The organism is Arthrobacter sp. TMS2-4 (assembly GCF_054511075.1).
In genome coordinates, this window is sequence record NZ_JBTNDI010000017.1 from 1 (window position 1) to 23,695 (window position 23,695).

Here is a 23,695-nt window from a genome sequence, read left to right on the forward strand (position 1 = left end):
GGGTCAGTGGACAGGTCAAGGGAAGGACAGCAACTCAGAGAGCCACGTCATGTGGACAGAGAGCCACACCGAACCCGCAATCAGTTTCCACTATTACCGTGGGCAGGAGGCCCGGCAAGGAACAAACCCCAGATCAGTGGCTCTTGCTCTTGTTATCCTTACCGACCTTGGTATGAGGACCTAGGATCACCCCAGCGCACAGAGCGAGCGTGATCCCCACAACGGACTGCAATCTCCACGGCCGAACCCTCACGGCGATGACAGCACTGTGCCGACCCGTGAGGAGGCGATCCATATGGATCGGCACAGCGGACCCCAAGTTCACCACGCCAATAAACCTGTGGCGAGGGTCAAAATCCTGTGGCCGTTCACGCGGCGGTCCAGAAAGTGCGTTGATGCTCGTATTCGTCCTCGATGGGCGGCTGCCAGTACTCGTCCACCTCGGCGTCGTACAGATCGTGCTCGTCGAGCTGGGGGACCAGGTGCCGGTCGAGCCATGCGTGCCAGGCGGCGCGTTGTTTGCGGTAGCGGGTGAGCTGGGCTTCGCGGTCCTCGGTGGCTCCGAGACGGTCCGCGAGCTGGGCGAGGTTGGTGGTGGGCACGAGTTCCCAGCGTCCGTGGTGCCGGCGGATCATCTGCAGAGACTCCATGCGAGCGAGATGGTCGGTGAGGGCCCGGCGTGAGATTCCGGTGGTGCGAATGAGGTCTGCGGTGGTGGGGGAGTGGCGGCCGCGTTCGATGGTTTCGTAGGCGAGGGCTGAGACGTCTCCGAGGACCCGGAACACGGGCCGGATGGCGTGGATCTTGCCTTTGCGCCAGGTGAAATCCCGGGCGAGCTGCTCGAAGTGTTGGGGGAGTTGTACGGCGTAGGTGTCGGCGTTGCGGCCGCGTCCGCGATCGATGCGGGTGAGGATGCCTGCTGATGCGTACTCCAGGACGGGGAGGAGGCGGGCGATGGTGTCGTGGTTCTTGCCCAGGGCGAGGGCGAAGGTGCGGCATCCGACGTCGAGGATGTTGGTTTCCATGGTCCGCATGTACGCCAGCACGGCACGGATGAGGAATCGGAGACTAATGCCTTCCCTGCCTCGTTCCATGAACCGGTAGTCGAGCAACGCGTAGAGGACGTTCTCGAGGTCGTTCACGAGCTCATGGATCGAGAGCTGGCTGAGCTGCGACCCCTGATGCCTGGTGGGTTTGGGGCTGCCCCCCGTGAGGTAAGTACGGCTTGTGTCGTATTTGTGCGCAGTCTTTTTCCCTGTGCGCTGGGAGGGGTCTTTCGCGGGCGCCGTGGTGGCGGTGAAGGCTTGGGCTTTGGCCCATTCGACGGGCAGGAGCCGGTCGGTCTTGGTGCCGTAGAGAGCGGCGAGGCCGGTGAACTGGTCGGCCATGCCGGCGCGTACCTGGTCGAGGGTCCAGCGGCAGGAGGCGAAGTGGTTCAGGACCGCCATGCGGACCTCTGAATCGCTGGCGTAGCGGCTGGTGTCGTAGAGCCCTGTGCGGGCCACTGAGCGCAGCGGGCGCTCACTCCCGGCCGTAGGTGCGGCGCCAGTCATGGCGACGGCTTGCACAGCTGCAGTCGCGGTCGCTGCGCGTATGTCTGCTCGGCGCTTCTGCTCGAGGCGGTACAACTCCGGCGCCAAGGCCTTACGCAGCGCGGCTACCGCACTGGCGGGGTTACGGCGGGTGAGGATGCCGTAGGCATCCGTCAGCGGCGTGACCAAGCGTTGGTGGCCACCCGACTTATGCGCAGATCCAGGGACACGAATGCAACCGTGGACGACGTTCTGGTGGGGGCTCGGGTCAAGGCTCGCTGCGTGACGCCCGAGGGCCTCCACGAGCTGCCGTGTCTCGGTCGCGGTGAGGGGTTCCTGCAGTGGGACGTACAGGTGGCGACCGCCGCTGGGAGAGGTGTCCTCAACAAAGGCGAGGCCGGCGGTACTGAGGATGCCTGCGAGGCGTCGGGCGTCGTCGTCAACGACGGCTTTGCGGGCCTTGGAGGTGTCGAGGTCAAGGCACAGTGTGCGGACCGCTCCGTCGACGTCGTGCAGCATGACCGCCGCCGGCTTCGCGGGGAGTGTTCTGGTGATCGGCAGGGGAGTGGCGGGCTGCGGGTATTGGAACCGGCCATCCTTCCACCGCCCAAGACGGTAGAACGGCTGCCCCGCAATCAGCGGTGCAAGGACCCATACCGCATCACAGTGGGAATCGTCACGGCGCGGCGCGGCATAAAGAGCTGGAGGTGCTTCAAGCACTCGGTGTACACTTTCGGCAGAGGGTACGACCTGAAAAGGACGCACTCGGTTGAGCTACTCACCGGGAATCTTGGCGGACGACACGGTGTGAAGCTTGAATAACTTGATACGAAGGCCCGCCGGCTAGGCGGGCCTTCCTCGTTTAACTAGCCTTTTCGAAGGGCAGCGCCTCCTGATTGCCGACGTGTTCTGCGCGCAACGCCGCTATTAGCGCCTGCGACCTCTCGGTGAGGAACGGTCCGGGCTTCATGCCCATCTCAGCAGTGATCTGCTGAAGAACTTCGAACTCTTCTGGGCTGAGCTGAACCGCGACGGTATGGCGTGGGCCGTAGCCCTTGCTAGGACGTCCAATCTTTCGCTGCGCAGTCATAGCCCCACTCTGCCAAGGATTTTTATTTAAACCCGCACCTCGACGCGGCGTGTCGCAGCCCACTACTTTCCTCATCACACCCCCATGTCCTGGTACTGGTGGCCTACGACGTCCCACCGGCCGTCGTGCTTCTCGAGGTAGATCGTGACGATCTGCCGTCCGGTGGCTGTGAGCTCGGTTCCGTCGCGGCTGATCCATCGCCAGGTGACGTCGTAAGCACGGATGGCCTTGTCCTCGGCGACGTCCTGGGAGACGTCGCCGGGGGCGGGGACGATCGAGGGTGCACTGTAGGCCTGGTGCTCGGCTGGCTCGAGCCATTCGCCCTGTGCGCCGTTGCGTTCGGGCTCGACCTGGTTGATCGCCCATTCGTTGCTCATCAGCGGTATCGCCCGAACCGCGGCGGCAGTCTGCGTCATGTCAGTCATGGTGTCCCACGAGTGCAGCATGAGGGCGGCGACCTCGGCCGTCGACTCAACGTCGGTCCGGTCCGCGTCGGCCGGCGTGGTGAAGGTGCCGTTGCCGATCACGTCTTCGGCGGCCGCGGATGCGTCAGAGCCCTCGTCCACCGTCGTTGACGTCGGGTTCGGTGTCGACCCGGCTGGGCCCTCGTTGTTGCTGCAGGCGGCCGTTGAGAGCGTGAGGGGCAGTGCCAGGCACAGCACAGCCGCGATCCTACGAGGTTGGTGCCTGTACCGGTTTGTGGATTGGTGGTGCGTGGGGGTCGGGGTCATGATGATGGCCACGCGCCTTTCTCTTTGAGGATCGGTTCGGGGTCGATGTTGAAACCCTCGTAGGGGTAGGTGACGTCGGGTGCTTCGGGTGTGTAGATCTCGAAATGGAGGTGTGTTGGAACGCTGCCGAGGTCGGCCCTGTTGCCTTCGGTGCCGATGATGTCGCCGCGCTTGAGCTTGTCGCCCTTCTCCACTGAGTAGGTGTTGAGGTGGCAGAACGCGAACCCGAAGTCGGGGTCGTCTCCGTCCTCCTTGGCGATCACGCACCCGTCTTTGTCGTTGAACCCGGTGACGCGCAAGTCTGTGGGCGCGACGACGGGCCCGCCGTCGCCGTAGCCGGCGCCGGGGCTCGAGAGGTCCACGCCGACGTGATCCTGAGCCCAGGCGGGCAGCCCGGGAACGTTGCGCTTCCCATACCCCGATGTGAACACGCCACCGGGCAGGGGAGTGGTCCACTCGCCATCCCCGAGGTCCCCGTCCCAGGGCTTGCCGCCGGTGGGTGCCTTGCAGTCCATGGAGAAGCCGCTCTGGGCGGAGTCGAGGATGGCGCTGACGTACTTCTGCGTCTCCTGGTACGGCGGGATGCCCTTGTGCTGCTGCACGGCACCCGGGCCGGCGTTGTACGCGGCGAGAGTGAGTTGCACCAGCAGGTTCGCATCATTACCCGCCATCACCTGCACCTCTTGCTTCAGGGCGGCCATGTAGCGGCCGTAGGCGGGGATGGCGTCCTTCGCGGAGAACGGGTCGCCTCCGTTGCCGTAGGCGGCCCACGTCGCGGGCATGAACTGGGCGACGCCCTGGGCGCCGACGGGGCTGGTGGCGTTCTCGTTCCACCCGGATTCCTGGTTCAGCTGAGCGGCAACGACACTGGCTGGCAGGCCCGCTTCTTGCGCCGCCGCCTCAACGAGGGGCCCCCACCCGTTCGGGACGGCCTGCAGGGCACCGGGTTTCACACCCGCATCTTCGGAAACGCCCTCGGAGACGACACAGGACGCTCGTTGGAGCTGGTTGGCTTCCTCGTCCTCGTCGATGCTGGCGACGAGCATCGTCATGGCCACGACCGCACCGACGGGCACGACGGTGAGCGCGGCGATGCCGCACCCGATGGCTTTGCCCCCTGCCATGCCTTCCTAACCCCTGCGCTGGAACCGAATGTAAGACCGAACCTGAGACCGGACCTGAGACCGGACATGAGAGTCAACGTGAGACTCAGATGACCACTTGTTAGAGCTGGTCGGTGAGGGCTGCGGTGGCTTCCTCGTAGGCCTGCCGTGTGGCGGGGTTCAGGGCTTCGTAGTCGAAGTCCTGGCCTTCCTGCAGGGACCGGTCGAACGGTACGACGATGACGGCCGCGAGGCCGATGCTTTCCCCGTATTCCTTGAGCTGGGCGAGGCGTTCTGCGTTGGGCTGCGCGGTATTGGTGATGACCAGGATTGAGCGTGCGAACTTGGCGGCATGGCCTTGGGCTTTGACGCCCTCGATGGTCGCCTCGAGGAGACGGAAGTCGTCGGCCTTGTTCTGGGCGACGAACACGAGCGAGTCGGCGACGTCGACGGCTGCCTGCCAGGTGGAGGCTTGGGCGGAGTTGCCGGTGTCGAGCAGGATCAGGTTGTAGAGCGAGAGCAGCACGTCGTGCGCGGCCTTCACGGAGGTCCCGTCGACGCGGCGCCGGTCAGCGCCTTCGGGCGGTGACGCGAGGACGTGGATCCTGTCGTCGCCCTGCGGTCGGATGTAGCGCACGAGGTCGCTGGTGCGCCGGGTGACGGTGCCGAGGTTTCGGATCAAATCCAGGGTGGTGCGGTCGTGGGAGCCTGCCAGGGCCCGCTCACCGAGGGTGCCCTGGTTCTCGTTGAACTCACCGGCGAGGATGTTCCCTCCGCGGATCCGCCCGTAGGTCGCCGCCAGGTGGTAGGCGACGGTGGTCTTCGTTGCCCCGCCCTTGAGCTGGACGACGGCCATGGTGCAGTGGCTTTCCAGCGGGCGCTGAATCCGTGCCCGACGCGCTCGTGTTGTCTGCTCTGCAGGGGACGCGGCGAGCTTGGCTTTGAACGTGGCGTTCAGCCAGCCCCGGAACCCTTCACGTGCCGGCGCTGCAATCTTCTCGGCCTTGGTCTCGGGGCGCAGTTTGATCCGCCCATCCCCTGGCTCCACCTGAACAGTGGTGGGCGCGCCCTGTGGCACCTGTAATACCCCTGATCTCGGTGACACTGGGGCCGGTTTGGGGGAAGCCGTTGAGGGAACGTCAGGGATCTGCTTGACCGCCGGCTGAGGTGCCTGGCGTGATGCCTGCGGTTCTGCTGCTTCGGGCTGAGCATCCTCTATCAAAGGAGTGGTGGCTGCGGGAGTGGGGTCCATGTCTGCTGTGACAGGACGTTCGGTTGGGCGTTCGGGCTGGTTTGCAGGAGTTGCCTGGGTTGGGCGGGGAGTGGTTCGGCGTGGCGGCCGCTTCTTCACGGGCACGCTGGCGTCTGCTTCGACGGAACCGTCCTCATTGACGATGAGGTGAGTCTGCGGCTGCGTCGTCGATGACGGATCGTAGGCGGTGACCTTCACGGGGCGGCCGAGGTCGCCTGCCGTGCCGGCGAGGAAGCCGATCGCTTCCGGCATCGACCCGAATGTCTGGTCGACTCCATCGATGGTGACGCTCACTGTGTCGTCGTCCCCGATGGTCGCCGTGCATACCGGCCTGGTCAGTGCTTCCGCCGTCATCATGTCCCCTCAGTCTTCTGGTGGATCGTTCTCCGCTGCCGCCTTGAAACCGGGACGCGTGTTGTAGCTCGCCTCGAGGTGCTCCCGGACGTCGTCCCGGAAGATGATCCAGGTGCCGCCCAGCCTGATCGCCGGCACCCGACCTTCGCGCAGCCAGCGATAGGTCACCGACTTGTCGGAGAGACCAAGAATGTCGGTGAGCTGATCGACACTGAGGCGCGAGGGCAGGTCAGCGAAGAGACGATCAAGAGCTTTAGACACTTTGGCCGCCCCAGTTCCTATGGTGGGAACAATACATGAAAGCCCTACTTTCGCCACATTTGAGCATGTCGATCCTCATCTTGGTTTTTTGTTCCTCTAAGTTGCCTTACCATGATCAGTAGTTGAGTCTATGGGAAGTCAGTTGGGGGAAGCGCACAGTGGACAACCGTTGGGGTGGTTTCGTCACCCAGGAGCCCGTTGAGGCGCCCGTCGTGACGGAGACCGAGATTCGGGACGCCGTCGAGGTCCTGCGCGGTGTCACCGGTCCACAGCAAGGACTGCTAGGACTGGCCGCGGGCGAGGGTATGGCCCGGTTCGTCACGGACAACCCCGAAGTTTTCTGGCTTGGTGTGCACGGCGGAGCCGGCGAGAACACCATGGCCGACCTCCTGGGCGGGGTCCCCTGCCACCACCGCTGGCCCTCCCGCTCGGACGCCGACCCATCCACTGACTCGACCACTGACCTGTCCGTGCCGCCGGCCGAGGTCTTCCTGGTCGCCCGGCAGAACCACCGGGGATTGAAAGCCGCTCAGCTCGCGGCCCGCGACTGGGCAGCGGGTTCACATCCGACCATCACCCTGCGCGGCCTCGTCGTCATCGCGGACGCACCTGGCAAGACGCCGAAGGCCCTGCACAACCTGACCCGCATCACCGCCGGCGGTGTCCCACAAACGTGGGTCCTGCCGTGGATAGAAGAGCTTCGGCTCCACGGCACAGTCGACCCCGAGTCGCTGGCCCGTGAGTCAAGGAAAGTCCTCACCAGTCTCAGTGAGGTCATCGATCACCTTAATTCTGGAAGGAATTAGAACCCATGCAGCTGCTCCTCCTCGCGCAGGATGTCCTGATCAACGCGAACACCCTGCCCGATAGCGGGCCGCTGGCCCCTCCCGGTATCGGGGATGCCTGGAACCGGATGGTCGGCGTTGGTAAGTGGATCGCCCTGGGCATGTGTGTCCTCGGCCTGCTCGTCGTCGGCGGGAAGATGGCGTTCGACTCCAGCCGTGGAGAGACCACGCAGGAGATCTCGGGCATCATCAAGATCGTCCTCGCCGTCGCCCTCATCTCCGGCGGAGCCTCACTGCTGACCTTCATCTCCGGCGGCGGCGCAGCCTAGCCACCCTGCAGGACCAGCCCTACCTACAGGAGTAGTCATGGCCGAAACCGAAGAATCCGAGAACGTCTGGTGGGCTGCACCCCGCTTCCTCATGTCGGCCGTTGCCGTCCTGTTGCTCATCATCGTCGGGATCATCCTCTTCATCTGGATCGGCAACGACGACGAATCCGAGGCCGCACCACCAGCCCAGACACAAGCGGCATCACCCACCCCGTCCGCGTCGGCAACTACATCGAACGAGTCAGTCTGCGGACTGGACGCCACAGGAGGGACCACACTCACAGCCGCACCTAAGGACGTTAAGTGGGAGTTCATTGGAGCCATTGCCGCCCCCATGTCAGCCGAACACGGCCCAGGCGTCGTAGACGAGCAAACAGGCATCCGCTCCTGCTACTCCCACACCCCTGAGGGCGCGCTTCTCGCCGCCGCAGGGCAAGCCGCGAGCAGTGGGGACCCCGAGCTGTATCTCGAGACCGTCAGCGCGCTTTCTGTGGATGGCCCGGGGAAAGACATCACCCTCGAACGTGCACAGCGTTCGATTAGCGAGGGCGGCACGAACCCTCCCATCAAAATTGCCGGTTTCCGACTCCTTTCCTACACAGGAGACGAAGCGACGGTTGAAATTGTTGCTTCCGCGGATAGTGGGGCGGAGCTCGTGTACTTCACCAGCTCTGCTGTCATGCAGTGGACGAACGGCGATTGGTACACGAAGTACAAGAACGATGGTTCTAGCGGCCCAGTTGATGGCCAAGTATCGGACCTCTCTGGCTATGTGCTGTGGGGGCCTTCTGGTGGCTGAGGTCGCTGAGCAGGAGTGCGGACCTCTCGAGTTCGGTTGTAAAGCAGGTAACGCTGTTGGCAATGCCATCTCCGGTGCAGCAGGTGATGCGATCGAGGCTATTGCCGATGCTGTGCAAGCCGCCCTCGTCGCGACGATCGCTCAGCTTGGCACGCTGTGGACGACGATCGACGCCGGCGATCTGACAACGGGCCAAACGGGTTCCGCGGATGCTCCTGCTGGAGGTGCATTCAACGATCAGGTTGCAACGATCCTCGGCTATGCGACCTGGATCGGGCTGGGTGTCAGCACGATCGCGATCATCCTGTTGGCCATCACCCTCGTGACGAATGCTCGTCGTGGTGATGGTGCGGGCCTGGTCAACACGGCCACGATTGTGTTCGGCGGGGCGGCTCTGGTTGGTGGGGCCACTTCCCTCGTCGGGTACATCGTTCCTCAACGTGCGGCGTCCTCGGCCCCCGCCGTGGGCTTCGTCCAGGACCAAACCTTCTATCTGACCCTCGCGTTGGCGGCGCTGAGCATGATCGTCGCTGGGGTTCGCATGGTGTGGTCGCAGCGCGCCGAACCGGCGCAGGACCTTCTTAAGGGACTCCTGACGCTGGCCATCGTGACCGCCTCGGGTGTTGCGCTCCTCAATGTGCTCCTCGGGGCTACCGATGCTCTGGCTGAGCAGATCATCAGTGCCGGCGTGGGAGATGACTTCCAGGCCGATGTGCAGATGCTTCTGGGCATGGAGGACACAGGAGCCTCCAGCACAACGTTCCTGATGGGCAACCAGATGCTCATCATTGTCGGCGGCCTGCTCGCTGTGATCGTCAACATTGTGCAGATCATGCTCATGGTGCTGCGGACGGCGATGCTGTTCCTCATCGCGGGTGTCCTGCCGCTGTCGGCGGCGTTCATGAACACCGAGACGGGCAAGACCTGGTTCAGCAAGATCATCGCGTGGACCCTCGCCTTCGCCTTCTACAAGCCAGCCGCCGCACTGATCTACGCGACGGGCATCCAGATGACGACCTCCGGGCTGTTCTCCGGGCAGGCTCTCCTGCAGTTCTCCGCGGGCCTCATGCTGATCCTCGCGTCTGTTGTCGCGCTGCCGGTCCTCATCGGCTTCCTCAGTCCGGCGCTGGGCGCCATGGCGTCCTCCGGTGGCGGAGGTGGGGCCGCCATGAGCTTCGCAGCACTGGGCGCAGCAATCCCGCAGGGTGCGTCCCGCACGCCGCGTGGAGGACAGGGATTCGGTAGCCAGGCACCACCGCAGGGACCTCCGGCAAAGTCGGAGAAGTCAGCGTCCGCCCCCAAGGGCGGCGGAGACGGTAGCGGCGACGGTGCTGCACCGAAGGGCGCAGACGCAACTGGCGGCGGCTCGAAAGCAGTGCCGACCGGATCAGCAACGAGCACCACGGCTGGGGCTGGCAGTACCGCTGGTGCAGGCGCTGGTGCGGCCGCTGGTGGCGGTGCTGCAGCTGGAGCGGCTGCTGCGGCGCCTCCCGTTGCTGCGGCGATGGTTGCTGGACAGGCGATCAAGAAGGGCAGCGAGGCCGTCCAGGGTGCTGTCCAGGAAGGTGCTCAACCCGGTTCGGGCAGTGGACAGGGCGGCTCGAGCAGCCTCCCGAAGGCTCCTCCGATGCCCGCCGGTGAATCGGGGGCCAAGCCCTCCGCTCAGGGCGCTATTCCGCCCCAGACAGCCGGAGGGCCGGCGGGTACAAGATCAGCTGGACCCAAGGGCGCATCCGGTGCCGCTGGCCCGGCAGGCGCTGCGCTGAGTCAGGGAGCTGCGCAGATCCAGAAGCAGGCGCAGCAGTTGAAGAAGGAAGTCTCGAACAACACCGGCAACATTGGGAACGAGGACCGCACTGATGGCGTACACCGAAGCTAAGACCCCCGAGACCCGACCACGCATTTACGGCAACTACCGGTTGCCGACGAGCAAGGGTCTGGCCGGGCTGTCAACGGCCGGCACCATGATCCTGATCCTCGGCGTCGTCGTCGGCGTGATCCTGATGATGCTCGGCCAGTGGATGGGAGCCCTGCTCTTCGAGCTACTGATCGGGCTACTGATCCTGTTGTCGATGCAGAAGAACAAGCACGGCCGAACAATGATCGAGCGGATCATGCGCCGCTTCGGGTGGATGAACGCCCGCTACGCCGGGGCGAACGTGTACCGGGCGGGACCGATCAGCCGTGTTCCCTCCGGGACGACGCAGCTGCCTGGTATCTCGGCGCGCTCGACCATCAGCGAGCACACCGACGGGTACGGCCGCCCGTTCGCCCTGCTTCACATTCCGGTGAAGAACCACTACACCGTGGTGCTCGGTTCCGAGCCGGACGGTGGCGGCATGGTCGACCAGGAGCAGATCAACCGGTGGGTCGACCGGTGGTCGCACTGGCTGGGGATGCTCACGGATGAGCCCGGTCTGATTGCCGCGTCCGCGACGATCGAGACCGCACCGGATTCCGGGTTCCGGCTCGCCCGTAAGGTCGAGAACCGGATGGACCCGAACGCACCGGCGTTCGCCCGCGACATCATGAATGAAACCGTGCGTGCCCTTCCCACTGGTGCGACGGTCACGCGTGCGTACATCGCGGTGACGTTCAAGGCGACGCTGCGCCCGGGCGGGAAGATCCGTAAAGCCGATGAGGTCGCCAATGATCTTGCGGCGCGTCTGCCGAACCTGACCCTGAGCCTGGGGGACACCGGGGCCGGCGTCTCGACGCCCTTGTCCGCGCAGGAGCTGTGCGAAGTCATCCGCGTGGCGTATGACCCGGCAGAGGCGATCCTGTTCGACCGCGCCCACGCCGAAGGCAAGGCGCCTGAGCTGGACTGGAACGAGGTTGGCCCGCAGGCCGCTGACGCGTTCTGGGACACCTACCACCACAACAACGCGTGGTCGAAGACGTGGGCGATGTCTGTCCCGCCCCGCTCCACCATCCAGGCGAACGTGCTGCAGTCCCTCGTCGCGCCGACCCCTGAGGTCGTCCGCAAGCGCGTGACGATGCTCTACCGTCCCATCGACCCGGCGCGCGCCGCTCAGCTGGTCGAAAACGACGTCAACACCGCGACGTTCAACGCTTCCTCCCGGAACCGTGCAACATCACGGGACAGCCGTGAGACGCGGGCCGCGAAAGCCACGGCGGAGGAGGAAGCCGATGGTGCAGGTCTGCTGAACTTCGCGATGATCGTCACCGCGACGGTCCGCCACAAGGAGGACCTGCCCGAAGCGGAGGCCGCGATCGAGAACCTTGGGGCGTCGGCTCGTATCCGCCTCGAGGAGGCGTACGGGGCGCAGGACTCGACCTTCGCCGCCGGCCTGCCGCTGGGCATCGTCATACCCGACCACCTGGCCCTGCCCAAGAGTGTAAGGGACGCACTCTAATGAACGCACTCAACCCCGCTGCAGGCTCCTTCAACCCCGGCAGCCCAGAGCAGGTTCCTGACGGAGCATGGGCTCGCGTTCTCGCGAAGTTCGGCACGACCGGATCAGTGAACGCTCCTGCGAAAGCGAAGGGCCGAGCCAAGAGCGGCACGAAGGCTGCGACGAATGCGAGGAAAGCTCGGACGGGCAGCACGGCGGTGAAGCCTGCGCTGCGTCCGGGGCCTCGTGGGTTCAAGGGTCGTGGGATGGGTGAGGCGCAGTTGCTGCACCCGGTGAAGGAGATGCGCGGCACGAACTATCAGGTGTGCGGGTTGTACCCGTTCCCGATGGGCGGCGGCGCACCCCTGGAAGGTGTACCTTTGGGCCGGAATCTGCTCTCGAACGAGCCGGTGTGCTGTGACCCGATTTCGTGGTTCCAGAACGTGCGCCTCATTTCGAACCCGTCCGCGTTCGTCATGGCGAACCCCGGGTTGGGGAAGTCATCGCTGCTGCGCCGCATGGCGATCGGTTTGTGCGCGTTCGGTGTGAACCCGATGATCCTCGGGGACATCAAGGGCGAGCACATCGACATGATCGAAAAGCTCGGCGGCAAGGGCCTGCCGCTGGGTCGAGGTATCGGGCACATCAACCCCCTCGACGACGCCGGCGCGCTGGAAGCTGCGACCCGCCTCTCCCCGGTGAAGCGGGAGGAACTGCTCACCGAACTCCACGCACGACGTCGCGGACTCATCGCCGCGCTCATCGCGATCCTGCGCAAAAAGCCGCTCGATGAGCGGGAGGAGTCGATCCTCGACCGGTGCCTGATGGTCCTCGAAGCGACACACAACCCTGCCGGCACCGTTCCCCTCATGGACGACCTGCGAGCCGTCCTCAAGGCCCGTCCGGCGCAGGTGCGGGAGGTCGCTTTGGATCGTGGCAGTAACGAGCGGTACGACACGATCACCGAAGGCCTGGAGTCCTCACTGAACTCCCTCTGCGGGGCTGGCGCGTTCGGGGACATGTTCTCGAAGGCGTCCACTCACAAGATCGACGCGACGACGCCGATGGCGTTCGACCTCTCCCGGATCTCGCAGGCCGAGAACGATCTGCGGGCGGCAACACTCATGGCGTGCTGGTCGGCCGGGTTCGGGACCGTCACCACCTCGAACATGCTCGCTGACGACGGCGTAATCGAGCGCCAAAGGTTCCTGGTGATCCTCGATGAGCTGTGGAATACGCTGGCGGCCGGTCCCGGCATCGTGGATCAGGTCAACGCACTCACCCGTCTGAACCGTGAGTGGGGCGTCGGTCAGATCATGGCCTCCCACACTCCCTCTGACCTTAAAGCGGTCAAGGACGAAGCGGACCGACATAAAGCCCAGGGCATCATGGACCGCTGCGGCATCAAGATCCTCGGCGGCCTCGCCCGCTCCGAAATGCCGCTGCTCACCCAGTCCGTTCCGTTAAGCAACCGGGAGCAGGAACAGCTCGCCGCATGGCAGGACCCGCCCGCCTGGAACCGGGCCGGCGACGACGCGATGCGCTACACCAACGACGACGTGTTCCGGCGCACCGACCAGTCGTTCACGGACGATGAGCTGGCTGCGTGGCTCGAGGACGACGACAACGCCGCCTGGTACAACGACGACCGGACCACCCAGCCCCCACCAGGCCAGGGCAAGTTCTTCATCAAGGTCGGCTCCCGGGCCGGCATCCCGTTCTCGATGGAGTTCACCCCCACCGAGCGCCGGTCGCGTGTCCACGACACCGAGAAGAAATGGCACAAGGCCAAAGCCCAAGCTGCAGAGGAACGAGGCGAGCTGTGAGCTCACTGGACCGCAAGCACACAGCCGGCCTCGGCGGCGAGGCCGCGCTGTTGGTCGTCCTCATCATCGTCCTTGTCGGCGTCCCGGGCGCCCTGTACGGGCTGAACACCCTCGGACACCAACTCGACCCCCGACCCGGGGGCATCCCGGCCGGTTTCTGGCCGCGATCGCTGGGGAATTTCACCGGCATCATGCCGTGGCGGTCCACCGAGATCACGCTGGCGATCATCGCCGGCGTGATCCTGCTGGCGTTGTTCGTGCTGTACATCGTCCTCAGCATCCGCAAGGGCCGAAAACTCGTCAAGCACGACCGCGCTGCAGTGAAGATGGCGTCCCTGAAGGACGTCGCGCCGTTCACGGAGAAGCAGGTCAAAGCCAAAGCCACCCGCTTCGGCCTGAGCGCCCAACAATCGCCCGGCGTCATGATCGGGCGCATGGTGCGCGGCGGGAATACCCTGTACGCGTCGTGGGAGGACACGCTCCTGCACATCTGGGGCACCCGTACCGGGAAGACGACGACGCAGGCCGCGCCCTCGATCATCGAGGCGCCCGGTCCGGTGATCGCAACGTCGAACAAGCGCGACCTGTCCGATCTGACCCGCGACATCCGCGCCGAGAACGGCGACGTGTGGATCTTCGACCCGCAGGGCGTCGCCAACGAAACACCCACCTGGTGGTGGAACCCGCTCAGCTACGTGATCGACGCCGAACGAGCCGCGGAGATGGCGAACAACTTCGCCCTCGGCTCCCGGCCCGTCGGGGCTAAGGGGGGAGATGCCTACTTCGACAACGCCGGTAAGGACTTACTCGCCGGGTACCTGCTTGCTGCCGCGGTCAGTGACCGTCCGATCAGTCAAGTTCATAGCTGGCTCTCCCACTCCGAGAACCAGGAAGCCGCCGGTCTGTTGTTCGACGCCGGATGGCGGAAGGAAGCCGACTCGATGGGCAGCACCATGTCACTGCCCGACAAGCAGCGCGAAGGTGTCTACGGCACCGCACGGCAGATGGCCACGTGTTTGAAGAACGAGAAAATCGCCGCATGGGTCAACCCCAGCGGACCGGACGATCCGCGCCCGCAGTTCACGCCCGAGGACTTCATCAAGGGCAAGAACACCCTCTACGCGCTCTCCAAGGAAGGCGCCGGCACCGCCGGGCCCCTGGTGACGTCCCTGACCGTGGCCACGGCCACCGCAGCCGAAGAGTACGCGGCTACCCAGCCCGGTGGTCGCCTGGCGGTCCCGATGGTCTGCGTCCTCGATGAGGCTGCAAACGTGTGCCGGTGGGAGAACCTGCCCGACCTCTACAGCCACTACGGTTCCCGAGGAATCGTGGTTTCTACCTTCCTACAATCCTGGTCTCAAGGCGTCGACGTGTGGGGCGAATCCGGGATGAGAAAACTGTTCTCCACGGCCAACGTCGTCACCTACGGCGGCAACGTCAAGGAAGAAGGTTTCCTGAAGATGCTCTCCGACCTCGTCGGCCAGTACCGGTACACCTCGGTATCGACCTCGAGGCAGAAGGACAGCCGCTCCACGAGCCGCCAGGACTCCACCGACGACATCCTCTCCGTCGCGGACCTCGCCGCGATGCCCAAGGGCCGGGCCATCATGCTCGGCTCCGGATCCCGCGCCGTCTTGCTGCGCACAGTCCCTGTCAGCGACCGTTCCTACGCCGATAAGGTCGCGGCGTCGGAAGCCGCTCACAACGGCACACGAGTCACCTCCGCATCCGCTGCAGCGACACCTCCGGTGGCGGAGAGGACTGCCGAAGTTCCTGCCAGCCCTGCTGTCGCTGCCGGCGGTAACCGCTGGTCGGCCATGGTGAAGGAGTAGCCCGATGGATCTACACGCACCCTTTGGGGCCGACGACTCTGCCGAGGACATGTTTCCCGGCGAGGAGCTCGAGACTGATAGCGTCCCCCGAGCTCAGGGGACCAGGCAGCCTGCTCCCGAAATGGTCTTTAACAACCTCGAGGAGTTTGTGACCGAGTTCCTTGTGCACCAGTATCAGCGGCCCGTGGAGTCTCATGGACGTGCGGAGTTCACCTGGTGCGCCAGCTGGTGGCGACACAAGGAAGCAGTGAACCGTCTCAACGCACTATGGCGGGCATGGGAGGCGCTGCGCCTCGACCCGACAACCGGGTTGGCGAACTGGTGGAACAACTACGCCGACCCCACCATGGCCGCCCTCTTCTCGGGCACCGGCCCCTTCCAGGGCTGCACGGCAATGGAGCACAAGCCCGCGAACAAGCCACTACCCGTGGTCCGAGCACCGGAGGGCTTGTACTCGGCCTGACTCAATTACTCAGGTGAGTAGATGAGTCATGCAGGTGTCGCCCCAGGTTGGACGCGACACCAGGAAAGGCCCTGCCCCGTCCCTTAACCAATGCCAATGCCAATGCCAATGCCAATGCCGGGTGAAGGGTGCTGCTCATTTCGTTGACTGTCAGGTAACGAGGATGAAAGTCGTCAGGGCGGTGACGGCGGCAATGGATAGAAGGATCACGCCGAGGATGAGGGCTTTGCGCTGTTGCTTTCGTCGGTATTGTCGTTCGGTTTCGGCGTGTTGTGCTGCAACGTAGCGCTGCTTCGCTGCTCGTAGCTGCGTTGATTTGCGCTTATTTGATCCCATGTCGTAGTTACCTTCCACTCGGTCGAGGCGTTCTTTCCTGCACGTCACGGCTGCGGTGTCCGGGCGGTGAGGAGTTCGGCAAGTTCATCGGGGTGCCTGGAGGACACCAGCCAGTACGGCGCCGGGTCTTCCTTGTCGGTGATCTCGATTTTCACGACGGCGTCGATCCATCCCCTGATACAGAGGTAGGTCAACCCGTGCAGGCCCGTTCCCCGTTGTGCGGTGGCTTCTTCCTTGATGAAGGCCTCCGCTGTGCCGACATACATCCGGTCAATCCGGGCGCGGCCGACCTGCAGCACGGAGCGGGTCACCACGATGGTGGGAATGGAGGTCACCATCATGATCACGAGGAAGATCAGGGTGATGACGGATGCCACGACCCCGATGGTCATGTCGATGGGCGCGAAAACAACCGCCGGGACGAAGGCCAGGCCGACAATGATCAGCCACACCCAGAAGTTCGGGTACAGGCGTTCCTTCCATAGGACCGGTTCATCTGCTGCCAGCAGCCCATCGGCGGTGGAAGTGCTTTCCGGGGTAGAGACCGGGGGAGGGGTACGACCACCAGGGGATGGGTGTGCGGGCGGTGGGGCAGCTGGCGGGTCGGATGGGGGAATGATGGCCCCTGGTTCGTGGGGTTGTTGCATGAGGTGGGTCCCGTCGGGTGAGCGGTTGTTAGCGGGTGCTGGGGCCGGTGGTGTCGGCCTGCTGGGTGGGAGGTATTTCGGGGTGTTGCGGTGGGTCCTGGAGTTCCGTGGAGTGCGTGGCTGATCGGGGGCGGTTTCTGCGCATGAGGAAGAGGGTGGTCGCGGCGAGGAAGAGGATCGCTGAGACCCAGGTGTTGATGCGCAGCCCGAGGATGGTGTTGGCGTAGTCGGAGCGCATGAGTTCGAAGAAGAACCTGCCAGCGGTGTAGAGGGCGACGTACAGGGCGAGGACGGACCCGGCACCAAGGGTTGTTCTTCGATCCAGGATCAGGATCAGGGCTGCTGCGATCAGGCACCAGATCGACTCGTACAAGAAGGTCGGGTCGAAGTATCCAAGGACGACCGGTGTTCCGTCGGGGTTGAGCTGTGCCCGTCCGGTGCCGGCGTCCATGGCGTGGATCTGCAGGGCCCAGGGTGCGGTGGAGGGATCCCCGTAGAGTTCGTTGTTGAACCAGTTGCCCCACCGGCCCAGGGCCTGGGCGATGAGGACTGCCGGGGCGGCGGCATCGGCGAACGCGAGGAACCCGACGTTGTTGCGGCGGCAGCCGATGTACGCGCCGAGGGCACCGAGGGCGATGGCTCCCCAGATGCCCAGTCCGCCTTCCCAGATCTTCAGCGCGTCGACAGGGTCCTTCCCTGGCCCGAAGTAGAGCTGATAGTCGGTGATGACGTGGTAGAGCCGGCCACCGATGATGCCGAACGGGACCGCCCACATCACGACGTCGAGGACCTGACCGGGCTGGCCGCCGCGGGCAGTGAGGCGGCGTCCGGTCAGCCACACCGCGGTGACGATCCCGGCGAGGATGCACAGCGCATAGAAGTTCAGGGTGATGGGTCCGAACTGGAGGGCGCTGATCGTGGGGGAGGGAATGTAGGTATCCGGCGGTGCGGGGTTCATGACTGATCCGATGGTCGGGTGGAACTGCTCGTGACGGTTCTGGTGACAGTGCTGGGGGTGGTGTTTTCGGTGGTGTCGGGGATAGGGCCCGGTGGGGTCGTGCTGTGCGGGGTTTTGGGTGACTCCTGGTGCCCGGACTGCTGCTTGGACTGCTGCTCAAACTGGTGCCCGGACTGCTGCTGGAAGTGGTGTTGCAGGTGGGTGCGGATCCTGGTTGCTTCCTTGCCGAGTCCGGGGTCTTCCCCTCGGGCGAGGAGCCCGTATTCCATGACCGTGTGACCGTCCGTGGAGGTGGACGCGGCGATCCAGGCGCGGCGGCGTGGAGTGATGAGGGACAGGATGAGTCCGGTCAGGGCCAGGGTGGAGAACACGAGGGCCCCGATCTTGCCTGGGTCGTAGGTGATGTCCAGTGCGACAAAGCGTTTGAGGCTGTCGAAGGTGATGGATCCCTTGCCGTCGGGCAGTTCATAGGTCTGCTCCGGTTCCAGGACGATGCCGCCGGCGTCGGTATCCCTACCGTTGAGTTGCGTCAGCTCCGTGGTGTCGAGCTGGTACACGGATCTGGGGGTGCCGTCATCGAGGCCGAGGTTGCCGTAGTAGGAGTTCAGGTTCAGCCGAGGGTTGAACGGGTCGGGATCCGAGCCGAAGGCAAGCCCCGTGTCGTCGACGACGGCGGTGGGCAGGAAGAACCCGACGAACCCGAGCTGGTCGGGTTGCGCGTCGGGGGCTTTGATGACGATGGTCGAGGTGTAGGCCGAGTCCGTGGGCTGGGCGGGTACGGGCCCGGAGAACGCGATGTTGCCATCGCCGTCGCGCACAGTGATCACCGGCGCGTAACCGTTTCCGACGAGGTAGACGTTGGTTCCGTCCATGCCGATCGGCGCGTTGACTTTCAGTTCCTGCCGGACCGGGGCGGAATCGGGGTTCTCCTGCACGGTCATGGTGGCAGTGAAGTCCAGTGGCTGCCCGTAGGTGGCTGGGTCGTCCCGGTTGAAGGTGACGTCGAAGTCCTCGAGGGTGAGGGCGAAGGGTGCCAGGGTGTCCTCGTTGAAGTTCGTTCCGGGGGTGAAGGAGTCGTAACCGATCAGGGCGTTGGTGAATCCTTCACCCTCCACGATGAGCTTCTGCCCCCGGTACCCGAACATCCCGCCGACTGCGACGGCTACCAGCACCCCGATCAAAGCTGTGTGGAACAACAGGTTCCCTGCTTCTTTCAGGAATCCCCGCTCGGCCCCGACGGAGGGCCGACCGGTCTCGGCATCCCGCACGTCGACCCGGTACCCGAGCTTGCGAAGAACCGCGGCCGCCTCTGTGACCGTGGCAGTGAGGCTGCGATGTACAACAGAGGGAGGCTGGCCGGCCGAATCCAGGCCTGGACCAGAACCCGGATCAGGGACCGGGGCGGGGCGGTTCGGCAGGGTGAGTGTGCCGTGCTGGGGAAGGCGGGACAGTCGCCGTGGTGTGCGGGGCGGTGTTGCCCGTAACGCGTTCAAATACACCCTGGTGCGCGGAATGACGCAGCCGATGAGCGAGGTGAACAGCAGCAGGTAGATCGCAGAGAACCAGACGGAGGAGAAAACGTCGAAGAGCTGGAACCTGTCCAGCCAGGGACCGGTGTCAGGGTTGTCCTGCAGGTACTGGGTCACGACCGCCGGGTTCGCGGGACGCTGCGGGAACAAGGACCCCGGCACGGCAGCAACCGCGAGCAGGAGCAGGAGCTGCAGTGCAGTGCGCATGCTGGTCAGCTGCCGCCACACCCAACGAAGCATCTCCACCGGCCCGAGAGCGGACACCCGGACATCATCCTTTGCCGGTCCGCCCTTCTGACGAGGGATGGGACGGCCGCCCTGTCCCGCGTCGGGCTTCGTGTCAGCTGACATGGTTCCGACCCTGCTGCTCATCGACCCCGCGCACGAACGCCATCCCTGCCCTAAGCCCTGTGACCGGTGGCGCTAGGGGGACTGATGCTCCTGGTGTGTAGGGGAGGGCGTTGGTTTTGGCGGTGGTGCTGGCGGTGGGTGTGGGGGTGTTGAGGGCGTCGCTGATCAGGGTGCGGAGGGTCGTTTCGTCGGCGACGCCGAGGATGCGTGCTGCGACTCTGCCCTGCCGGTCCAGGACGAGGGTGGTGGGGACGGCCTGGGGTGGTACGTAGTCGGTGAGCTGGAGCAGGAGCTTTCCGTTGCGGTCCTCGAAGCTCGGGTAGGTGATGCCGAAGGTCCGCTCGAATGCCTCCGCCGTCGGCTTCTCATCGCGGACGTTCACCCCATAGAAGCGCACACCATCGGGGGTGAATCGTTCACTGAGTTGCTGGAGGGAGGGCGCTTCCACTCGGCACGGTGCGCAGGCCGCGTACCAGACGTTCAGAACGACGACGTCTCCGGCCCAGTCGCCGGAGGTGACCGGAGTTCCGTCGAACAGGGTTCCCTGCACGTCCAGGGGTTCGCTGCGCTCCTCTGGCGCGTATTCGGCCACTGACCCGTCCCCGGCAATGTAGTTCTTGTTGTCGCCGGCGCGGGCCTGTTCGGCGAGATCATCGTTGGCTGTTGCGCAGCCGGCGAGGACGAGGCAGGAAGCGACCAGCATCGCCGCGGCGCGACGGGACCACACGGTGGCTCGTGCCGGGCGTGGCACGACCGACAGTATGGGCGGGTACGGGTGGTTTTTCACGAAGGTTCCCTCCGGTTGTAGAGGTACGGGGGTGGACGGCTCGGCGCGCCAGCGCGTCCTCAGATGGGGGTGAGGAAGGTGCCGGCGAGGTTCTGCAATTGGTAGATCCACAGCATCCACACACCGGTGACCATGAGCGCTCCGACGAGGATCAACAGGGACCCGCCGATGATGTTGAAGACGCGGATGTGGCGGCGGACGAAGGCCAGGGCGGTCGTGACCCATTGGACTCCCAGGGCGACGAGGACGAAGGGGATCCCGAGGCCGAGGCAGTACACGAAGCCCAGGACAGCTCCCCGCCATGCGGTGCCCGTCGTGGTGCTCAGTGCCAGGACAGCGCTGAGGGTCGGACCCATGCACGGTGTCCAGCCGAGACCGAAAACGACACCCAGCAGGGGTGCGCCGGCGATCCCTGTTTTCGGGCGCCACGTGAGTTTCGCTGTCCGCTGGAGGAACGAGACCCGGCCTACGAGGGCCAGTCCCATTACGATCACGAACAGGCCAAGGACCCGGATGAGTGGGTCCTGCCACCGCAGCAGCCAGGATCCCATGACCCCGAACGCCGCCCCGTACAGGGTGAACACGAGCGCGAATCCGAGGATGAACAGGGCCACCCCGGTTAACACCCGCCTGCGGTTGTCCGGCCGGCCCGGTTCGGTGAGCCCTGAGACGTAGCCGAGGTACCCGGGGACCAGCGGCAGGATGCACGGGGAGAGGAAGGACACGATCCCGGCTGTCATCGCCAGCGGAATCGCCGCGAGCAGGGCCCCGGACTGAACAGTGTCGGCGAAGAACTCACCAACGGTCATGGCAGTCTCCCCGAGCTGAGGGACGTATGCCCGCCGCCCGTCCGCATATTCCTCTGCACATCGGTGTTCACATCGGTCTTGATGCCCGGTGTCCTGTCCCTAGCCACGCCGGTGCTCGGACCAGATCTGCTCGTGCCGGTGGTCGCTCCCACGCACAGATCACCCACCGCATCACTGGTCGAGTGGTTGGCCGGGTGATTGGCCTGGTGGTGGTATGGGTGGTTGGTGAGATGAGTTTGAGGGAACACGTTTTAGGCGCCGCCAGCGTCGATGACGGTGGTGAAGGTCATGCCGTTGTCGACTGATTTCTCCAGCCCGTTCTCTGTCGTTACCCAGATGTCCGTGCCGTTGGACGTCCGTTTCGTGGTGACCGCTGAGGGCTGAGCAGAGACTTTCCCGGCCTGCTCCCAGGTGATGCCGGCATCTGTGCTGGTCAGGACGTCACCGGCGGGAAGGATGCCGATAATGTCCGAACCGTCGGTGACGGCGGCTACCAGGACGACCGGGGCATCGGGTTCTTTCGTCCAGGTCTTTCCTGCGTCCTCGGACCGGTATATACCGTCTTCGGTGGTCGCGACCGCGAGCTCCGTGGCAGGGTTCCCGGCCAGGTTGTAGGGGCTGATCTGGGTGGTCGCGTCGGTCCAGGAGCTGCCGTCCGTGCTGACCCGCAGGGTGCCGTCGAACCCGATGATTCCCTGGTAGGTGGTGGTCAGGGTGTGGAAGTCAGACTCGCCGCCACGGGCAACCTGGGACCAGGTGAGCCCATCGGTGGAGCTGATCAGTCCCACTGGGTTAGGCAGATCGACGCCGGGGCCGGGGTGGCCGGAAGCGAAGTAGGTTCCGTCGCTACCGACGGTGAAGCCCATCAGATCAATGGGCTGCCCCATGGGTTCGGCGGACTCACCGTTGACCGCGAAAAGGCCCTCGTGAGAGGCGATCAGCACCGATTGCGTGTCAGGATCCACCGCCAGCCCATGGACGTGGGAGGGATACGGCTGGGCCGATGCGGCCAACCCTGCACCGTCATCGCCGACCGCTGAGCCGGCTGCCGATTCAGCTGTTGAATCGGTCGATGACGTGCACGCCACAGTCCCCAACGTCAGGGCGAGGGAGACCCCGACCAGGGCGCGCCGGCGCCAGGCACGGGGCACACGTCCCGCAGCAAGGAAAGCAGGCGAGGAAGCAGCGGAGGAAGGAGTGGGAGAAGCAGTGGGGGAAGTCATGGGGTGATGTATCCGATCAAAGGGTGCGTCCCTGCTGGTGCTGCCGTCGGTGCTCGGTGTACTCGGTGTTTGTCGGGTATACCGGGCTGGCCGGGGTGTTCCAGGGGAATGCGTAGGGCGCGGGCAGCACGCGACGGGCAGGAATGCCCGTGAGGATGGCTGGGTGTCCCGCTCGAGAGGTGGGGGAGTGATTTCAGGTCAGGAAGCGTAGCCCCCGAAAAGGGCCGCCGGAGTGAAGCAGCTCGCAAATGTCATCGGGGCCGGGCTGCCGGGACCCGCCGCCATGATGGTGGCAGCGGGCCCCGGTTCAGGCTCCGGCGATCGAGGTATCAGCGAGCAGCTGGTCAATCAGCCGAGTTGCCGGGCCTCAGTGATGAAGGGGTGATGTCAGCGCTGCTCGAGCAGTGCCGTCATCTCCTCGATCTCTGCCTGCTGGGTTTCCACGATGGTCTCGGCCATCTCGATCGCCTCGGGGAACATGCCGTCCTCGATTTCCTGCTGGGCCATCTGCACAGCCCCGCGGTGGTGGGCGATCATCGACTCCAGGAACAGGGTTTCGGCTTCAACGCCTTCAGCAGTGCCAAGCGCCGCCATGTCCTCGTCGCTCATCATGCCCTGCATCGACCCCATGCCCTCCATGGATTCCCCCTCGCCCATGGAACCCATGTCGTGGTCTTCCATGCCGCCCTCGGGCTCCTCGGGCTCGCCCCAGGCTTCCAGCCAGGTGGTGAGCTGCTCGATCTCGGGTTCCTGGGCGGCAGCGATGCGGGTCGCGAGGTCGGTCACCGCAGGGTCGATGCCCTCCTTGTCGAGGAGCATGTTGCTCATCTCAACGGCCTGCCGGTGGTGGGGCAGCATCATCTGCGCGAACATGACGTCCGCGTCGTTGTGCTCACCCATGTCCTCGGCAGATGCGCTGGAGGTGGCTTCGGACGTAGCCCCCGCCGAGGCGCTCGGGGTGGCCTCCGCCGCGGCGGAGCTGGGGGCAGCCGCGGCGGAGCTTTCTTCGCCCATGTCCATGCCCTCCATGCCGCCGCCCGAGGATGAACCACAGGCGGACAGGGTGATGAGAGCGGCGGCGGACAGGGCGGTAAGTGATGCGAAACGGTGCTTCATGAGAACAGTCCTTCGGTATGTGAATACACGGGTTCAGGAAAGAAACGATTGGTCGGTGTTCCCACGACGTCGGCTGCCTTGTGCATCCTCTGGCGCCACTCATACCGTCCGCGCGCAGAGTTCGTTCTGAGCGGGAGGCGGTACCGATGGAGAGGTGATACCTGAGTGGTGTCGAGGTGGGGGAGTCCGGTCATGACAGAGCCGGCAAGTGCACAGGCGTGTGAGG

The 23,695-nt window shown here is 64.9% G+C and carries 23 protein-coding genes; 9 read left to right on the plus strand and 14 right to left on the minus strand.

The window, feature by feature from the left end; genetic code table 11:
* Positions 1–368: 368 nt before the first annotated feature.
* Positions 369–1,505, minus strand: coding sequence for a hypothetical protein (locus ACX80F_RS15605; RefSeq protein WP_459337313.1), 1,137 nt, complete (start codon positions 1,503–1,505; stop codon positions 369–371).
* 267 nt (positions 1,506–1,772) lie between these two features.
* On the opposite strand from ACX80F_RS15605, the gene ACX80F_RS15610 reads away from it, so the two are divergent.
* Complete coding sequence (locus tag ACX80F_RS15610; protein ID WP_459337314.1) at positions 1,773–2,354, plus strand: hypothetical protein; 582 nt, start codon at positions 1,773–1,775, stop codon at positions 2,352–2,354.
* 40 nt (positions 2,355–2,394) lie between these two features.
* Here the strand turns inward: ACX80F_RS15610 and ACX80F_RS15615 are convergent, their stop codons facing one another.
* The 5 genes from ACX80F_RS15615 to ACX80F_RS15635 all read right to left on the minus strand — a co-directional run bounded on the left by ACX80F_RS15615 (position 2,395) and on the right by ACX80F_RS15635 (position 6,323).
* Positions 2,395–2,622 (minus strand): hypothetical protein, encoded by a 228-nt coding sequence (locus ACX80F_RS15615; RefSeq protein WP_459337315.1) that lies wholly within the window; start codon positions 2,620–2,622, stop codon positions 2,395–2,397.
* 74 nt (positions 2,623–2,696) lie between these two features.
* Positions 2,697–3,284, minus strand: a complete 588-nt coding sequence (locus ACX80F_RS15620; protein WP_459337316.1) for a hypothetical protein — start codon at positions 3,282–3,284, stop codon at positions 2,697–2,699.
* Positions 3,285–3,349: 65 nt separating this feature from the next.
* Positions 3,350–4,477, minus strand: a complete 1,128-nt coding sequence (locus ACX80F_RS15625) for a transglycosylase SLT domain-containing protein (RefSeq protein WP_459337317.1) — start codon at positions 4,475–4,477, stop codon at positions 3,350–3,352.
* Positions 4,478–4,577: 100 nt separating this feature from the next.
* A complete protein-coding gene (locus ACX80F_RS15630) occupies positions 4,578–5,504 on the minus strand; it encodes a MinD/ParA family ATP-binding protein (protein WP_459337318.1) in 927 nt (308 codons plus the stop codon).
* A gap of 567 nt (positions 5,505–6,071) precedes the next feature.
* Entirely contained in the window at positions 6,072–6,323 is a 252-nt protein-coding gene (locus ACX80F_RS15635) for a helix-turn-helix domain-containing protein (protein WP_459279093.1), read from the minus strand.
* Between the two features lie 122 nt (positions 6,324–6,445).
* On the opposite strand from ACX80F_RS15635, the gene ACX80F_RS15640 reads away from it, so the two are divergent.
* From ACX80F_RS15640 to ACX80F_RS15675, 8 genes are all read left to right on the plus strand, one after another.
* Positions 6,446–7,129 carry a DUF6668 family protein gene (locus tag ACX80F_RS15640; RefSeq protein ID WP_459337319.1) on the plus strand — a complete coding sequence of 228 codons (684 nt, stop codon included), beginning with the start codon at positions 6,446–6,448 and terminating at the stop codon, positions 7,127–7,129.
* Positions 7,130–7,134: 5 nt separating this feature from the next.
* Positions 7,135–7,437: a hypothetical protein gene (locus tag ACX80F_RS15645; protein ID WP_459279091.1), complete on the plus strand. Its 303-nt coding sequence runs from the start codon at positions 7,135–7,137 to the stop codon at positions 7,435–7,437.
* Between the two features lie 37 nt (positions 7,438–7,474).
* Positions 7,475–8,236, plus strand: a complete 762-nt coding sequence (locus tag ACX80F_RS15650) for a hypothetical protein (RefSeq protein WP_459337320.1) — start codon at positions 7,475–7,477, stop codon at positions 8,234–8,236.
* Positions 8,229–10,115 carry a hypothetical protein gene (locus ACX80F_RS15655; RefSeq protein WP_459337321.1) on the plus strand — a complete coding sequence of 629 codons (1,887 nt, stop codon included), beginning with the start codon at positions 8,229–8,231 and terminating at the stop codon, positions 10,113–10,115. The genes ACX80F_RS15650 and ACX80F_RS15655 overlap by 8 nt, the downstream gene beginning before the upstream one ends.
* A complete protein-coding gene (locus tag ACX80F_RS15660; protein WP_459337322.1) occupies positions 10,096–11,613 on the plus strand; it encodes an SCO6880 family protein in 1,518 nt (505 codons plus the stop codon). The genes ACX80F_RS15655 and ACX80F_RS15660 overlap by 20 nt, the downstream gene beginning before the upstream one ends.
* Positions 11,614–11,858: 245 nt before the next feature.
* The gene (locus ACX80F_RS15665) at positions 11,859–13,418 is read left to right on the plus strand and encodes an ATP/GTP-binding protein (RefSeq protein ID WP_459337323.1); all 1,560 of its coding nucleotides are present in this window, start codon (positions 11,859–11,861) and stop codon (positions 13,416–13,418) included.
* Positions 13,415–15,250 (plus strand): type IV secretory system conjugative DNA transfer family protein, encoded by a 1,836-nt coding sequence (locus ACX80F_RS15670; RefSeq protein WP_459337324.1) that lies wholly within the window; start codon positions 13,415–13,417, stop codon positions 15,248–15,250. Before ACX80F_RS15665 ends, ACX80F_RS15670 begins: the two co-directional genes overlap by 4 nt.
* A gap of 121 nt (positions 15,251–15,371) precedes the next feature.
* Positions 15,372–15,713, plus strand: coding sequence for a DUF4913 domain-containing protein (locus ACX80F_RS15675; protein WP_459337325.1), 342 nt, complete (start codon positions 15,372–15,374; stop codon positions 15,711–15,713).
* A gap of 150 nt (positions 15,714–15,863) precedes the next feature.
* Here ACX80F_RS15675 and ACX80F_RS15680 read toward each other — a convergent pair whose 3' ends face one another.
* The 8 genes from ACX80F_RS15680 to ACX80F_RS15715 all read right to left on the minus strand — a co-directional run bounded on the left by ACX80F_RS15680 (position 15,864) and on the right by ACX80F_RS15715 (position 23,469).
* A complete protein-coding gene (locus tag ACX80F_RS15680) occupies positions 15,864–16,067 on the minus strand; it encodes a hypothetical protein (protein ID WP_459337326.1) in 204 nt (67 codons plus the stop codon).
* Between the two features lie 26 nt (positions 16,068–16,093).
* Positions 16,094–16,696: a DUF3093 domain-containing protein gene (locus tag ACX80F_RS15685; RefSeq protein ID WP_459337327.1), complete on the minus strand. Its 603-nt coding sequence runs from the start codon at positions 16,694–16,696 to the stop codon at positions 16,094–16,096.
* A 28-nt stretch (positions 16,697–16,724) separates the two neighbouring features.
* Positions 16,725–17,654, minus strand: a complete 930-nt coding sequence (lgt, locus tag ACX80F_RS15690; protein ID WP_459337328.1) for a prolipoprotein diacylglyceryl transferase — start codon at positions 17,652–17,654, stop codon at positions 16,725–16,727.
* Positions 17,651–19,534 carry a cytochrome c biogenesis protein ResB gene (gene resB / locus ACX80F_RS15695; RefSeq protein ID WP_459337329.1) on the minus strand — a complete coding sequence of 628 codons (1,884 nt, stop codon included), beginning with the start codon at positions 19,532–19,534 and terminating at the stop codon, positions 17,651–17,653. The genes lgt and resB overlap by 4 nt, the downstream gene beginning before the upstream one ends.
* Positions 19,524–20,285: a TlpA family protein disulfide reductase gene (locus tag ACX80F_RS15700; RefSeq protein WP_459337330.1), complete on the minus strand. Its 762-nt coding sequence runs from the start codon at positions 20,283–20,285 to the stop codon at positions 19,524–19,526. Before ACX80F_RS15700 ends, resB begins: the two co-directional genes overlap by 11 nt.
* Positions 20,286–20,380: 95 nt before the next feature.
* Positions 20,381–21,130, minus strand: coding sequence for a cytochrome c biogenesis CcdA family protein (locus ACX80F_RS15705; protein ID WP_459337331.1), 750 nt, complete (start codon positions 21,128–21,130; stop codon positions 20,381–20,383).
* A gap of 251 nt (positions 21,131–21,381) precedes the next feature.
* Entirely contained in the window at positions 21,382–22,143 is a 762-nt protein-coding gene (locus ACX80F_RS15710) for a F510_1955 family glycosylhydrolase (protein ID WP_459337332.1), read from the minus strand.
* A 597-nt stretch (positions 22,144–22,740) separates the two neighbouring features.
* A complete protein-coding gene (locus tag ACX80F_RS15715) occupies positions 22,741–23,469 on the minus strand; it encodes a DUF305 domain-containing protein (RefSeq protein WP_459337333.1) in 729 nt (242 codons plus the stop codon).
* Positions 23,470–23,695 lie beyond the last annotated feature (226 nt).

Coding starts and splice junctions, on each gene's coding strand:
- ACX80F_RS15615 (WP_459337315.1), bottom strand. CDS start 2,622: ATGACTGCGCAGCGAAAGATTGGACGTCCTAGCAAGGGCTACGGCCCA.
- ACX80F_RS15625 (WP_459337317.1), bottom strand. CDS start 4,477: ATGGCAGGGGGCAAAGCCATCGGGTGCGGCATCGCCGCGCTCACCGTC.
- ACX80F_RS15645 (WP_459279091.1), top strand. CDS start 7,135: ATGCAGCTGCTCCTCCTCGCGCAGGATGTCCTGATCAACGCGAACACC.
- ACX80F_RS15650 (WP_459337320.1), top strand. CDS start 7,475: ATGGCCGAAACCGAAGAATCCGAGAACGTCTGGTGGGCTGCACCCCGC.
- ACX80F_RS15660 (WP_459337322.1), top strand. CDS start 10,096: ATGGCGTACACCGAAGCTAAGACCCCCGAGACCCGACCACGCATTTAC.
- ACX80F_RS15665 (WP_459337323.1), top strand. CDS start 11,859: ATGGGTGAGGCGCAGTTGCTGCACCCGGTGAAGGAGATGCGCGGCACG.
- ACX80F_RS15675 (WP_459337325.1), top strand. CDS start 15,372: ATGGTCTTTAACAACCTCGAGGAGTTTGTGACCGAGTTCCTTGTGCAC.
- ACX80F_RS15685 (WP_459337327.1), bottom strand. CDS start 16,696: ATGCAACAACCCCACGAACCAGGGGCCATCATTCCCCCATCCGACCCG.
- lgt (WP_459337328.1), bottom strand. CDS start 17,654: ATGAACCCCGCACCGCCGGATACCTACATTCCCTCCCCCACGATCAGC.
- resB (WP_459337329.1), bottom strand. CDS start 19,534: ATGTCAGCTGACACGAAGCCCGACGCGGGACAGGGCGGCCGTCCCATC.
- ACX80F_RS15705 (WP_459337331.1), bottom strand. CDS start 21,130: ATGACCGTTGGTGAGTTCTTCGCCGACACTGTTCAGTCCGGGGCCCTG.
- ACX80F_RS15715 (WP_459337333.1), bottom strand. CDS start 23,469: ATGAAGCACCGTTTCGCATCACTTACCGCCCTGTCCGCCGCCGCTCTC.